At 70.4% G+C, this 13929-nt stretch carries 13 protein-coding genes; all 13 read right to left on the bottom strand.

Going from position 1 to position 13929, the window contains the following annotated elements; translation table 11 throughout:
• On the bottom strand, window positions 1-192 hold a 192-nt coding region (locus FE256_RS09115), incomplete at its 3' end, for a DivIVA domain-containing protein (RefSeq protein ID WP_138174891.1).
• Window positions 193-314: 122 nt separating this feature from the next.
• Window positions 315-617 (bottom strand): YggT family protein, encoded by a 303-nt coding sequence (locus FE256_RS09110; RefSeq protein WP_138174889.1) that lies wholly within the window; start codon window positions 615-617, stop codon window positions 315-317.
• Window positions 618-623: 6 nt separating this feature from the next.
• Window positions 624-1094 carry a cell division protein SepF gene (locus FE256_RS09105; RefSeq protein ID WP_138174887.1) on the bottom strand — a complete coding sequence of 157 codons (471 nt, stop codon included), beginning with the start codon at window positions 1092-1094 and terminating at the stop codon, window positions 624-626.
• A 31-nt stretch (window positions 1095-1125) separates the two neighbouring features.
• The gene (locus tag FE256_RS09100; protein WP_138174885.1) at window positions 1126-1809 is read right to left on the bottom strand and encodes a YggS family pyridoxal phosphate-dependent enzyme; all 684 of its coding nucleotides are present in this window, start codon (window positions 1807-1809) and stop codon (window positions 1126-1128) included.
• A 66-nt stretch (window positions 1810-1875) separates the two neighbouring features.
• Window positions 1876-3054, bottom strand: coding sequence for a cell division protein FtsZ (gene ftsZ / locus FE256_RS09095; RefSeq protein ID WP_138174883.1), 1179 nt, complete (start codon window positions 3052-3054; stop codon window positions 1876-1878).
• A 151-nt stretch (window positions 3055-3205) separates the two neighbouring features.
• A complete protein-coding gene (locus FE256_RS09090) occupies window positions 3206-4171 on the bottom strand; it encodes a cell division protein FtsQ/DivIB (RefSeq protein WP_138174881.1) in 966 nt (321 codons plus the stop codon).
• 3 nt (window positions 4172-4174) lie between these two features.
• Window positions 4175-5581: a UDP-N-acetylmuramate--L-alanine ligase gene (murC, locus tag FE256_RS09085; RefSeq protein ID WP_138174879.1), complete on the bottom strand. Its 1407-nt coding sequence runs from the start codon at window positions 5579-5581 to the stop codon at window positions 4175-4177.
• A gap of 53 nt (window positions 5582-5634) precedes the next feature.
• Window positions 5635-6708: a UDP-N-acetylglucosamine--N-acetylmuramyl-(pentapeptide) pyrophosphoryl-undecaprenol N-acetylglucosamine transferase gene (locus FE256_RS09080; protein ID WP_138174877.1), complete on the bottom strand. Its 1074-nt coding sequence runs from the start codon at window positions 6706-6708 to the stop codon at window positions 5635-5637.
• Window positions 6709-6793: 85 nt separating this feature from the next.
• On the bottom strand, window positions 6794-8032 hold the full coding sequence (gene ftsW / locus FE256_RS09075; protein ID WP_138174875.1) for a putative lipid II flippase FtsW: 1239 nt from the start codon (window positions 8030-8032) through the stop codon (window positions 6794-6796).
• A gap of 11 nt (window positions 8033-8043) precedes the next feature.
• The gene (gene murD / locus FE256_RS09070; protein WP_394529541.1) at window positions 8044-9585 is read right to left on the bottom strand and encodes a UDP-N-acetylmuramoyl-L-alanine--D-glutamate ligase; all 1542 of its coding nucleotides are present in this window, start codon (window positions 9583-9585) and stop codon (window positions 8044-8046) included.
• On the bottom strand, window positions 9567-10673 hold the full coding sequence (gene mraY, locus FE256_RS09065; protein WP_138174873.1) for a phospho-N-acetylmuramoyl-pentapeptide-transferase: 1107 nt from the start codon (window positions 10671-10673) through the stop codon (window positions 9567-9569). The genes murD and mraY overlap by 19 nt, the downstream gene beginning before the upstream one ends.
• Window positions 10670-12082: a UDP-N-acetylmuramoyl-tripeptide--D-alanyl-D-alanine ligase gene (locus FE256_RS09060; RefSeq protein WP_138174871.1), complete on the bottom strand. Its 1413-nt coding sequence runs from the start codon at window positions 12080-12082 to the stop codon at window positions 10670-10672. The genes mraY and FE256_RS09060 overlap by 4 nt, the downstream gene beginning before the upstream one ends.
• 52 nt (window positions 12083-12134) lie before the next feature.
• On the bottom strand, window positions 12135-13928 hold the full coding sequence (locus FE256_RS09055; RefSeq protein ID WP_138174869.1) for a peptidoglycan D,D-transpeptidase FtsI family protein: 1794 nt from the start codon (window positions 13926-13928) through the stop codon (window positions 12135-12137).
• Between the last annotated feature and the right edge of the window lies 1 nt (window position 13929).

Below are 13929 nucleotides of genomic sequence, written 5' to 3'. Positions count from 1 at the left end.
GGTCGCGGGGGCGGCCTCACCGCTCTCGAGGGCGGCGAGCTTGGCCTTCAGCTCCTCGTTCTCAGCGATCGTCTTGCGCCACTCGACGACGATCTCGTCGAGGAAGTCGTCGACCTCGTCGGGGTCGAAACCCTCCTTGAAGCGCACGTGCTGGAACTGCTTGGTGACGACGTCATCGGGGGTCAGTGCCATGGTGTTTCCTCTTTCGAGAGCTCTGAATGGGGTCTGGGGGGTGTCGAACCGGGGCACACCGCTTCGGAACAGCATAGCCGCCGCCCTTCTCCGGTGTCGAAGGGCGGCGGCTGTCGCTGGTGTCACAGCGCCGCGAGCGACCGTGTGACGCTGAGGAGCAGGAAGCAGGCGAACATCGTGATCGCGAAAGCGAAGTCGATGGCGATGCCACCGATCCGCAGAGGCGGAATCACCCGTCGGAGTAGGCGGATAGGGGGGTCGGTGACCGTATAGACGATCTCGGCCACCACCAGCATGGCGCCGCGCGGACGCCACTCACGGTTGAACATCGGGATGTACTCGAGCACCAACCGTGCCAGCAGCAGAACGATGTAGACGAACAGGAGCGCGCTGAGGATGGAGCCGACCAGGCTCAGGACGGCCACGATCGCTTACTGCGACGCGAAGGGCGCGCCCTCGGGGTCGGCCTGCGCGATCGCACCGTCGCCGGACACGGCGATGTTCTCAGGAGAGAGCAGGAAGACCTTGCTCGTGACCCGCTCGATGCGCCCGTAGAGGCCGAGCGACAGTCCGCTCGCGAAATCGATCAGGCGGCGCGCGTCGGCGTCGCTCATCTGCGACAGGTTGATGATGACCGGGATCCCCTCGCGGAAGTTCTCGGCGATCGTCTGCGCGTCGCGGTACTGCTTGGGGTGCACCGTGAGGATCTCGCTGACCGGCCCGGCGGCCGGCTGTCGCACCACGGCGGGGCGGTGCAGCGGGGTCACGGGAGCGGCCTTCTCGACCGGCGCAGGCTGCGCGGACTGCTTGCGCGCGACCGGCTGCGGGGCGGTCTCCTCATAGGTCTCCTCCTCGTCGGCGAGGCCCAGGTACACCATCGTCTTCTTGAGCGGGTTCGACATCGCATCCTCCGTTCGCTCGTCTGATTCGAGGCTAGTCGCGCGGGGGGCGCGGACCCGTGATTGCGGAACCGATCCGCAGGTGTGTCGCGCCCATCGCGATCGCTTCCGGGAAGTCCCCGGTCATGCCCGCCGAGATCCACGTCGCGTCGGGCACGACACGGCGGACGTCGTCGGCACTCGCGCGCAAGCGTTCGAAGGCTCGGGCCGGGGCCTCCTCGAGCGGAGCGACGGCCATGACTCCGCGCACGCGCAGGCTCGGGAGCGTCCGCACGTGGGCGGCGAGGGACTCGACCTCGGCGGGGGCGACGCCGCCGCGGCCGGGGTCATCGGTGAGGTTGACCTGCAGCAGCACGTCCAGAACGTCGCCCGCGCCCGCGGCATCCAGGGCGTCCGCGATACGCGCACGGTCGACCGAGTGGACCGCGTCGGATGCCGCGCGCACCGCGCGGGCCTTGTTGGTCTGCGCCTGACCGATGAAATGCCACCGCAGCCCGTCGAGGGCGCCGACCTCGCCGTGCTTGGCAGTGAGCTCCTGCTGCCGGTTCTCTCCGACATCGCGCACCCCGAGCGCGTACAGATCGGTGATCAGCGACACGGGGTGGAACTTCGTCACGACGATGCGGGTGATCGCGGCCGGATCGCGCCCGGCGGTGCGGGCGGCGTCGGCGATGCGCGCATCCACGGCGGCGAGGCGGTCGGCGAGGGCGGTATCCATGCGGTGCTCCTTCGACGACGCAGCGGGCCCGGTGGACACCGGACCCGCTGCGTCAGTCGTTCGCGCTTACTTGAGGAAGTCGGGAACGTCGAGGTCGTCGTCGGCGAAGCCCGAGTCGTATGACGTCTCGGGGACCCGCGCGGCCACCGGCGCCGGCTCGGGAGTGCGCTCGGTCGACTGGGCCTTCTGCTCCTCGGCCGCGTCCAGGTCTCGGGCGACGTCATCGGCGGGGATCGCCGGGACCGCGGGCGCGGCCACCGGACGCTGAGCACCGACCGGGTCGATGCGCAGCGACGGCTCGCCCCCGTCGAAACCGGCCGCGATGACGGTGACGCGCACCTCGTCGCCGAGGGTGTCGTCGATGACCGTTCCGAAGATGATGTTCGCCTCGGGGTGCGCCGCCTCTTTCACCAGCTGAGCAGCGTCGTTGATCTCGAAGATGCCGAGGTTGGATCCGCCCTGGATCGACAGCAGGACGCCGTGCGCGCCCTCGATGGAGGCTTCGAGCAGGGGCGACTCGACGGCCAGCTCGGCGGCCTTGATCGCCCGGTCGGCACCGCGCGCCGAACCGATGCCCATGAGCGCCGAGCCCGCACCCTGCATGACCGATTTGACGTCGGCGAAGTCGAGGTTGATCAGACCCGGCGTGGTGATGAGGTCGGTGATGCCCTGCACACCGGCCAGGAGCACCTGGTCGGCCGTGGCGAAGGCCTCGATCATCGAGATGCCGCGGTCGCTGATCTCGAGCAGTCGGTCGTTGGGAACGACGATGAGGGTGTCGACCTCTTCCTTCAGGCGGGACACTCCCCCCTCGGCCTGGCTCTGGCGTCGGCGACCCTCGAACGAGAAGGGCTTGGTGACGACACCGATCGTGAGGGCGCCGATCGACTTGGCGATCTTGGCCACCACCGGAGCACCGCCGGTGCCCGTGCCACCGCCTTCGCCCGCGGTCACGAAGACCATGTCGGCTCCGCGCAGCGCCTCTTCGATCTCTTCGGCGTGGTCCTCGGCGGCACGGCGGCCCACCTCGGGATCCGCACCGGCCCCGAGGCCGCGCGTCAGCTCACGTCCGACGTCGAGCTTGACGTCGGCGTCGCTCATCAGCAGCGCCTGCGCATCGGTGTTGATCGCGATGAACTCCACGCCGCGCAGGCCCAGTTCGATCATGCGGTTGACGGCGTTGACGCCGCCCCCGCCCACACCGACGACCTTGATGACGGCGAGGTAGTTCTGGTTGTGGCTCATGCCGGCCTCCGTTTATCCCCGAACCCGAAACTCTAAACCTCATGTTGAGGGTTAAAGAATTGCCCGGTATGCAATTCCTTAGCTCGAAGGTAAGTGGCAGCGGGGGCCCTGCCCGCTCGACACGCGGCGTGTCGGGTTATCGCCCGACGGATCAGCGCACGACGCCCGCCTCGGGCGAGGTCACGTCGTACTCGCGCGTGCGATCGGGCGGGCTCTTCTGCATGAGCAGGTCCAGGACGCGCGCCTTCTCGACGGAACGCTCCGCACTCCCCCACACCACACGCGTCCCGGTCGACCCGAGCGTCAGCGTGACGTCATCGGGCGTCGACGCGGACACCGCCGTCACCTGCGACCGGATGCCATCGGGCAACGCCCGCACGACCCGACCCGCGGCACGGAAAGGCTCCGAATCCGTGCCCCCGGAGATCTCCAGCACGGGGTGCCCGGCGGGCGCATCGGGGGTGGTCGAGAGCACGACGCCGGCGGCATCCACGAGGGTGTATCCAGCCGGGGTCTGCACGACGCCCACCGGGGTGCGCTCCACGATCCGCACGACGAGGTCGTGCGGGGGACGCGCTTCGAGCGTGTACGACTCCACGAGCGGGAAGCGCACGAGCGCGGCCTTGACGGCACTGCCGTCGACCAGCGCCAACGGCGTGCCGACCTGTCCGCTCAGCGCATCGACGACCGTGGCGGCATCCAACTGCGACGTGCCGACGACCTCGACGCGCTCCACCGCGAACAACGGGCTGTACGCCGCCCCGACGGTACCCAGCACCATCACCACGAACGCGATGCCGGCCCCGATCCACACGCGTCGACGCCGACGCTGACGAACCGTGAAGCGACGGACCTCGGCACGCAGCGCGCGGCGACGGGCACGGGAGGCACGCCACACGTCACGCAAGCCCGTGTCCGCGGCATCCGGATCGGAATCCTCACCGACCGCGCCCCGATCGGGCAACGGGAGCGGGACGACCTCGGCCGGCTCCCCCTCGGACGCCCCGGGCGACCGCGGCGTCCCGGTCACGGGAAAACCCTCGTCGGCTCCCCGTCGGGGATCCGATCCGCCCGACGGCGTTCCCGGGGACGGAGGCAGGGGCGAGGGCCGGCGCACGACTTAGACCGCCGCGGCCTCGGTGCGGGAGAGCGCCTCGAGCACCTGCGGGATGATCTGGTACACATTGCCGCAGCCGAGCGTGATGACGTAGTCGCCGGGGCGGGCGATCTGCGCGGTGTAGTCGGCCGCACTCTGCCAATCGGGCACGTAGTGCACGTGCGCCGGGTCGGCGAAGGCACCGCTCACCAGCTCGCCGGTGACCCCGGGCACGGGATCCTCGCGCGCGCCGTACACGTCGAGCATCACCGTGTGATCGGCCAGCTCTTCGAGCACCTCGGCGAACTCGCGGTACATCTCCTGCGTGCGGGAGTACGTGTGCGGCTGCTGGATGGCGATGATCCGCCCCTCGCCCACGACCGTGCGCGCGGCCGACAGGGCCGCCGCGACCTCGGTCGGGTGGTGCGCGTAATCGTCGTAGACGCTCACTCCGCGCTCGACGCCGTGCAGCTCGAAGCGACGGACGGTGCCGCCGAAGCCCTCGACGGCCCGGGCCGCCTCGGTGAGGCCGTAGCCGAGCACGCGCAGCACGGCGACGGCACCGGCGGCGTTGACGGCGTTGTGGGTTCCGGGCACGCGGAGCCGCACGTCGACGCTCTCATCACCGGCGGCGAGCGTGAAGGAGACGGGCCCGTCGGTGCGGATGCCGCTCAAGCGCACGTCGGCGGCGGGGTCTTCGCCGAACGTGACGACGTTCGCGTGGCTCAGGCGCGCGGTGACGGCGCGAGCACCGGGGTCGTCGGCCGAAACGACGACGGCCTCGCGTGCCCGATCGGCGAACCGGGCGAACGCCGCGTCGAACGCGTCGCGCGAACCGTAGTGGTCGAGGTGGTCGGGATCGACGTTGGTGATCAGCGCGACCGAGGTGTTGTAGAGCAGGAACGTGCCGTCGGACTCGTCGGCCTCGATGACGACCAGGTCGTCGGAGCCGGTGCCGCTGGAGGCCCCGAGGTCCGCGATGACCCCGCCGTTGACGAACGTCGGGTCGGCGTCGAGCGCCCGCAGGGCCGTCACGATCATGCCGGTCGAGGTCGTCTTGCCGTGCGCTCCCGCAACCGAGACGAGGCGCCGGCCGCCGATCAGCCAGTGCAGCGCCTGCGAGCGGTGGATCACGTGCAGTCCGCGCGCCTTCGCGGTGACGAACTCGGGGTTCTCGGGCCAGATGGCGCCGGTGTGCACAACGGTGTTGGCGTCGCCGAGGTGAGCCGCGTCGTGCCCGACGTGGACCGTGGCGCCGCGTGCGGCGAGATCGCGGAGGGCCGCACTGTCGGCGCGGTCGGAACCCGACACCCGGATGCCGCGGTCGAGGAACATGCGCGCGAGTCCGGACATGCCCGAGCCACCCACTCCGATGAAGTGCGCGGAGGTGATGGTCTCGGGGATGGGGAGGCTCAAATCGGGTCTGATCATGACCTTGCGATCCTACGTCGCCGGGCTGAGGGCCCGGTCCCGGCGCGCCCGCGTCAGCGCGCCAGCGCGGCGTCCACGAGGGCGATGACGTTCTCTGTGCCGGTGCGCGTACCCGTCCGTGCCGCGGCGGCGCGCAGGGCGTCGCGCGCGCCCGTGTCGCGCAGCAGGGGGACGATCTCGCTCCGCACCCGATCGGGGGTGAACTCGGCGTCCGCGATGAGCCGCGCCGCTCCCGCCCGCACGGCCGACGCCGCGTTCAGGCTCTGCTCGCCGTTACCGACGGCGTACGGCACGTACACGGCCGGGATGCCGAGCGCGCTGATCTCGCTCACCGTCGCCGCGCCGGAGCGCGAGACGATCACATCGGCCAGCGCGAACGCCAGGTCCATCCGGTCGACATAGCGCACGAGGGCGTAGCCCGCGACGCCGGGGTCGGCGAGGTCGGACTTCTCCCCCGTCACATGCAGCAGCTGCCAGCCGGCGTCGAGCACGTCGCGCCACGCGCCGCCGAACGCCTCGTTCAGGCGCTGAGCGCCGAGCGACCCGCCGAACACGAGGAGCGTCGGCGCGTCGGCATCCAGTCCGAAGTGCGCGGCGGCCTCGTCGCGCAGCGCGGCGCGGTCGAGGTCGACGATCTCGCGCCGCAAGGGCATGCCCACGACGCGGGCACCGCGCAAGGGCGTGCCGTCGAACGCCACGCCCACCGCGGCCGCCGCTCGAGCACCGAGGACGTTGGCGAGCCCCGGCTTGGCGTTGGCCTCGTGCACGACGAACGGCACCCGTTCCCAGCGGGCCGCCACGTAGGCGGGGGCCGATGCGTATCCGCCGAAACCGACGACGACGTCGACCCCGCGCTCACGGATGATGCGGCGGACCTGGGCGATCGCGCGCCGGAACCGACTCGGGAAAGCGGCGGCGGCACGGTCGGGGCGCCGCGGGAAGGGCACCTTGTCGACGAACAGCAGCTCGTAGCCGCGCAGCGGCACGAGGCGCGCCTCCAGACCCTCGCGCGTGCCGAGCACCAGCACCTCGTCGCCGGCGTCACGCGCACGGAGTCCGTCGGCCACGGCGAGCAAGGGGTTCACGTGTCCGGCGGTCCCGCCGCCGGCCAGAAGCGTCGTCGTCACCCCTCGACCCTAACCACGTCGGCCGACACCGGATGCCACGGGCTCCCCGCTTCGCCGGTCCGCACCCCGTCCGGCGCGGCGGGGATCAGCCGCGACGGCGACGCGCGACGCGCGCGGGTGCCGGCGCGACCGGCTGACGATCCGGGAGCGTCCGGGCGCACGACAGCAGGACACCGCACGCGATGAGCACCGACAGCAGCGACGTGCCGCCCTGCGACATGAACGGCAGCGGGACGCCCAGGACCGGGAAGATGCGCAGCACGACGCCGACGTTGACCAGTGCCTGACCGACGATCCACAGCGTGATCGCCCCGGCGACGATGCGCACGAACGCGTCGTCGGTGCGGCGGATGATGTGGAAGGCGCCCACGGCGAAGATCGCGAACAGGACCAGCACGACGAGGCATCCGATCAGGCCCAGCTCCTCGCCGATGATCGCGAAGATGTAGTCGTTGGCTGCCGCGGGGAGCCAGTCGTACTTCTCTTTCGAGTTGCCCAGACCGAGCCCGAGCAGTCCTCCGCTGGCCAGCCCCCACACCCCGTGCAGCGACTGGTAGCACGAGGTGTAGTAGCACGAGGCGTCATCGGGGTCGAAGAGGCTGGCGATGCGCGCCATGCGGTTCTCGCTGCCGAGCGCCGAGACGAGCACCACGACCAGCGAGAGCACCGCGGGCACGATGAACATGCGCAGCTTGATCCCGGCGAAGAACAGGGCGCCCAGCACCACGAGCACCAGGATCATCACGGTGCCGAGGTCCTTGCCGCCGAGCACCGTCCCGATCACGAGCACGGCCACGGGCACGACCGGGATGAACACGTGCTTCCACGACGTCAGCAGCCGACGCTTGCGGTAGAGCACCGCCGCCATCCAGAGCGCCAGGGCGAGCTTGAGGAACTCGGCGGGCTGGAACTGGAACCCGGCGATCTGCACCCAGTTGCGGTTGCCGTAGGACTCGATTCCCAGGCCCGGAACATAGACCAGCAGCTGGAACAGTGTCGCGAAGATCAGCACGGGCCACGCGATGCGCTTCCAGAACAGCATCGGCGCCCGGCTGAGCACGAACATCAACGGGATGCCGACGACCGCGAAGATGCCCTGCTTCAGCACGTGGTCGAAGGGGTTCTGGCCGCCGTCCAGCGCGGACGTCGCCGACAGCACCATGACCAGGCCGAAGCCCGTGAGCAGGAGTGCCGCCGAGGCGATGAGAAGGAACTCGCTGGGTACCGGCTGGAAGGCGCGGCCGAGCGAGACGCGAGCGGACAGCCCGCGGCGAGCGGGCTCGTCCTCGGGCGCCTGACGGGGAGGGGGTGCCGTGGTGGTCACGCGGTGTCCCCCTAGTCCTGCCGTCGAGCCGATCCGTCGTCCTGGCCGGCGATCCACGCCCGCACCGCCTCGGCGAATCTCTCGCCCCGGTCGGAGTAGGAGACGAACTGATCGAACGACGCCGCCGCGGGGGCCAGGAGAACGGTGTCTCCGTCCCGGGCCACGTCGGCCGCCAGTTCGACGACCCGTGCCATGACGTCTTCAGTCTGGGTGTGGTCGACCTCGAAGAGGGGAACCGCGGGGGCGTGTCGCTCGAACGCGGCCACGATGTCGCCGCGCTCGGTTCCGATGACGATCGCGGCCCGGGCGGCTGCGCCGCGCGTCCGCACGAGCTCGGCGACGTCGACGCCCTTGAGCAGACCACCCACGACCCACACCGCACCCGGGTAGGCCGCCAGCGACGAGCCCGCGGCGTGCGGATTCGTCGCCTTGGAATCGTCGACCCACGTGATCCCGCGGTGCGCGGCGACGACCTGGATGCGATGGGGGTCGAGGCGGAAGCGATCGAGAGCGTCGTGGATGTCGGCGGGCGCCACGCCGAGCGAGCGCGCCAGCGCGCTGGCCGCCAGGATGTTGGACACCACGTGCGGGGCCGCCAATCCGTGCTCCGCGAGGTCCGAGACCGTCGTGAGCTCGAGCGCCGAGGTCGCGCGCTCCTCGAGGAACGCGCGATCGACGAGGATGCCGTCGACGAGGCCGAGGTCGCTCGGGCCGGGGACGCCCAGATCGAAACCGATGGCGCGGGCGCCCTCGACGACCTCGGCATCCTCGACCATCTCGCGGGTGGCGTCGTCGGCCTTGTTGTAGACGCAGGCCACGCGGGTGCGGGCGTAGACCCCGGCTTTCGCGTCGCGGTAGGCGGCGAAGCTCCCGTGCCACTCGAGGTGGTCGTCGGCGAGGTTCAGGCACACCGCGGCGTGCGGAGAGAGCGCGTCGGGCCCCGCCTGCAGGTTGAGGTACCAGAGCTGGTGGCTGGAGAGCTCGACGACGAGCGCGTCGAACCCGGCCGGGTCGCGCACGGCGTCCAGCACCGGGGTGCCGATGTTGCCGACCGGTGCGGCGCGGAGCCCACCGGCGACGAGCATCTCGGCGGTCAGACGCGTCGTGGTGGTCTTGCCGTTGGTCCCGGTGATGAGGATCCAGTCGGCGGGACGCCCGTCGGGTCGCACGACCTTGTCGCGCACGCGCCAGGCCAGCTCGACGTCTCCCCACAGCGGGATGCCGCTCGCCTGCGCCCACGCGATGAGCGGGTGCGACGGGGGGAAGCCCGGCGAGGCGAGAACGACGTCGGGCGCGAAGTCGCTGAGCACGGCCGGGACGGCGTCGAGCGGGCCGACGTGGAGCGCGGCGCCGATGACCGGCAGCAGCCGGGAGTACTCCTGGTCGGCCTTCTCGGTGACGACGAGCACGTCCGCGCCGAGCTCGGCGAGGGTGTCCGCGGCCGAGAAGCCGGTCACCGAGAGGCCGAGAACGGCGACCCGGAGGTCCTTCCACTCGGCGTACCAGCTGTGCAGGGATGCCACCCGCTCGGCGCTCATACCCGAGCCAGCCATTCCACGTAGAAGAAGCCCACGCCCGACACGGCGAGCAGGCCCGCGATGATCCACATCCGCACGACGATGGTCACCTCGGGCCAGCCCCGCATCTCGAGGTGATGGTGCAGGGGGCTCATCAGGAACATCCGCTTGCCGCGCGTGATCTTGAAGTACGCCCGCTGCAGGATCACCGAGCCCGACGCGATGACGTAGACGCCGGCGATGAGCACGAGGAGCAGCTCGGTGCGGGTGAGGATCGCGAGGGCGGCGATCACGCCGCCGATCGCCATCGACCCGCAGTCGCCCATGAAGACCTTCGCCTTCGGCGCGTTCCACCACAGGAAGCCCACGAGCGCGCCCACGAACGAGGCGGACACGATCGCGAGGTCGAAGGGGTCCCGGACGGCGTAGCATCCGGCCTGCACCGACGGGTCGAGCACGTCCGCGCACATCTGCTTGTTCTGCCAGAAGGCCATGAGGCTGTACGCCCCGACGACGAAGATCCCCGATCCCGCCGCCAGACCGTCCAAACCGTCGGCGACGTTGACCGAGTTGGATGCCGCGGTGCCGATGAGCGAGATCCAGGCCAGGTAGAGCAGCCACCCGAGGATCGGCCCGAGCGCGAACAGCGACAGCACCTGGATGTCGCGGAAGATCGAGATGTACCCCGACGCCGGCGTCTGGCCGAACGCGTTCGGGAAGTTCAGGGCGACGATCGCGAAGGGCACCGTCACGAGCACCTGACCGGCGATCTTCCGCCAGCCCGACAGGCCGAGGCTGTTCTGGAACCGGACCTTCATGTAGTCGTCGATGAAGCCGACGACACCAAAGCCCAGCATGAGCCACAGGACCAGCAGACCCGACACGGTGGGCGGATTGTTGCCGGCGTAGGCGCCGATGAGGTACCCGATGATCGTTCCGGCGATGAAGATCGTGCCGCCCATGGTGGGCGTGCCGCGCTTGGCCCCGTGCGAGGGGTTGTGCACGTTCTCGGGCGTGCGGATGACCTGTCCCCAACCCCACTTCCGGAACCCCCGGAGGAACACCGGTGTGAGGAACAGGGTGAAGGCGAGCGAGATCCCCGCGGATGTCAGAAGTGATCTCACGCGAACGATTCTCCCAGACGGTCGCCGAGGAACCGCAGCCCGGCGGAGTTGGACGACTTCACCAGCACGCGGTCGCCGTCGCGCAGCTCACCCACGAGGTAGTCGTAGGCGGCGTCGGCATCCGGGAAGAAGACGGCCTCGCCGTCCCACGAGCCCTGGGCGATCGCCTCGAGGTACATGCGGCGCGCCTCCTGCCCCACGACGACGATGCGCTGGATGCGCAGTCGCACCGCGAGGAGCCCGACCCGGTCGTGCTCCTCGTCGGCGTACTCGCCCAGCTCGCTCATCGCCCCGAGCACCGCGACCGTGCGCTCGTCGGGACCGGTGATCTGCGCGAGCGTCCGCAGAGCCGCCGACATCGAGTCGGGGCTGGCGTTGTACGCGTCGTTGATGATCCGCACGCGGTCGGAACCGAGCGGCTGCATGCGCCACCGCTCGGCGATCTCGACGGTCTCCAGGCGCGCGATGGCATCCGCCGCCGTGACGCCGAGCGCCGTGGCCGCGGCGATCGCGGCGAGAGCGTTCATGACGTGGTGCTCGCCGAGAACGCGCAGCGTGAGCGTGTGCTCGTCCCCGTCGACGACGAGGTGGGCGCGCGTGCCGGATGCCGCCACCTCGACGTCGACGGCCCGCACGGTCGCGCGGTCACCGCGGCCGAACCAGCGCACGTCGAGGCCGCGCTCGCGGGCGAGGGGCTCCATCGCCGACACGCGCGGGTCGTCGGCGTTGAGGACGGCGAGGCCGCCCTCGCGGGTCGCGCGCACGAGCTCGCTCTTGGCGTGGAAGGTCGACTCGATGCCCCCGAAGCCGCCGGCGTGTGCCATGCCGACCATGAGCACGACCCCGATGTCGGGGGTGACCAGGCCCGCGAGGCGGGCGATCGCCCCCGGCGCACTCGCGCCGAACTCGCTGACGAGGAACCGGGTGTCCTCGGTCACCCGCAGCATCGTGAGCGGCGCGCCGACCTCGTTGTTGAAAGAGGCGCGGGGCGAGACCGTGGCGCCCTCGTCCCGCAGGATGCGCGCGAGGAGGTTCTTCGTCGTCGTCTTGCCGTTGGAGCCCGTGATGCCGACGATCCGCAGATCGCCCGTCGCACGCACGCGCGCGACGACGTCGCGGGCGAGATCGGCGAGAGCGGTGACCACGTCGTCGACGACGATCTGGGTCACGGGGTCGTCGAGCTCGCGCTCGACGAGGGCCAGTGCCGCGCCGCGCTCGATCGCGGCCGGGACGAACAGATGTCCGTCGGTGGTCTCGCCGGGTTTGGCGACGAAGATGCCGCCGGGCTCGATGAGGCGCGAGTCGGTGTCGACGTCACCGTCCACGACGGTGTCGGGGGTGTCGTCGCCGCGCAGGACCAGACGGCCGCCGAGCACGGCGGCGATGTGGGAGAGGCTGGAGGAGATCATTGCTGTGTACGGACGCCCTTTCCGTGTCGGGAGGAGACCGGCATCCGGTGTCTCAGCCGAACTTGGGCAGTTCGGGGGTCGTGGTTCCGGACGGGATCACCCGGTAGTTCTTCAACACCTGGGTGAGGGCCTTCTGGAAGGCGGGAGCCGTGGCCGCAGACGACTTTACCGTTCGCGGTTCATCGAGGTTGACCGCGACGATGTACTGCGGGTCGTCTGCGGGCGCGAAGCCGATCATCGTCGTGAAGTACGCGTCGGGCTTGTACGCGCCCGTGTCGGGGTCGGTCTTCTCACCGGTACCGGTCTTGATCGCGACCCGGTAGCCGGGCACGGCGACCTGCGAGGCGAGCGTGCCCTGGGTCGCAACGTTCTCCAGCATGAGCGAGACCTTCGAGGCGGTGTCGGCCGAGACCACGCGCTGTCCCTCGCCGGAGGGGACATCGGTGACGGTCCCGTCGGCGGCCGTGCAGCTCTCGACGAGAGAGAGCGGCATCCGCACTCCCCCGTTGGCGATCGTCTGGTAGGCCCCGACGAGCTGGGGAACGGTCACCGACAGTCCCTGGCCGAAGGTCGTGTTGTAGAACGTCTGATCGTCCCATTTGTCGGCCGGGTGAAGGATGCCGCCGGACTCGCCCGGGAAGCCGATGGCGCTGGGGGTCCCGAGCCCGAACTTCTGCAGGTAGTCGTACCGGGTGTCCCGCGGGATCTTCTCGCCGAACTTGGAGATACCCACGTTCGAGGAGTCGATGAGGACACCGGTGAGCGTGTAGGTGTTCGCCGGGTGCGAGAACGAGTCGGAGACCCGCGCGTCGCCGCCCAGGGTTTCGCGGGAGGACGCGGTGACCGTCGTGTCGGTGGTGAACGATCCGCTGTCCAGGCCGATCGCGGCGGTGAGGGCCTTGAAGGTCGACCCGGGCTCGAAGGGGCTCGAGAAGGCGTTGCTGCCCCGATCGGCGGCGGGCGTGGACGTGGGGTCGTTGGGGTCGACGGTGGGGTACTCCGCCAGCGCGCGCACCTTGCCGGTCTTCGCCTCCACGACGGTGATCGTGCCGCGCAGCGACCCGGTGTTCTGCACCTGCTCGGCGATGAGCTGGCCCATGTACCACTGCAGGTCGCGGTCGATCGTGAGCTTCAGGGTGCCGCCGTCGACCGCGGGTTCGGTCTCGACCTCGGTGCCCGGCAGCACGACGCCGTCACGGCCCTGCTGGTAGACGACCTTGCCGTTCTGTGACGAGAGGCAGTCGTTGTCGGCCAGCTCCAGACCCGCCAGGGCCTGGCCGTCGCTGCCGACGAAGCCGATGAGGTTGCCGCCCACGGCACCGTCCGGGTACACGCGCCCCGCCTGCGGCGGGAAGCTCAAGAAGGGCAGTCCGAGCTCTGCGAGGGCGCGGTACTGCTCGGTCGAGACGTCCTTGGTGATCTGCGCCCACCGCGAGTCGGGGTTCTCCGCGACCGCGTCGGTGACGATCTTCTCGACGGCGGCGGCGTCCTGCCCGGTGATCGCCGCGATCTGCGCGGCGATCTCGGGCCAGGTCCGCGTGGCGTCGACGTCGTCTCCGCTGCGGTCGGCGACGCCCTGGACGGCGAGGTGCGGATCGATCTCGACGTCGTAGCGGTGGACGCTCGAGGCGAGCGTCACCCCGTTCTCGTCGACGATCGCCCCGCGCGAGGCGTACTCGGTGCGGGAGTTCTGCAGGCCCATCGCCAGCGAGTCGTCCACGTGCTCGCGCGCGTTGACGACCTGGATGTCCACCAGGCGGACGACGAAAGCGATCAGGACGATGAGCACGACCGCCAGCGCGATCACGGTGCGACGCCGCGGAGAGCGGGAGAGTGTCGTCGTCATG

This window comes from Microbacterium sp. 5K110, from assembly GCF_005774735.1.
Taxonomy (GTDB): Bacteria; Actinomycetota; Actinomycetes; order Actinomycetales; family Microbacteriaceae; genus Microbacterium.
This window is presented reverse-complemented; position numbering and strand designations above follow the sequence as displayed.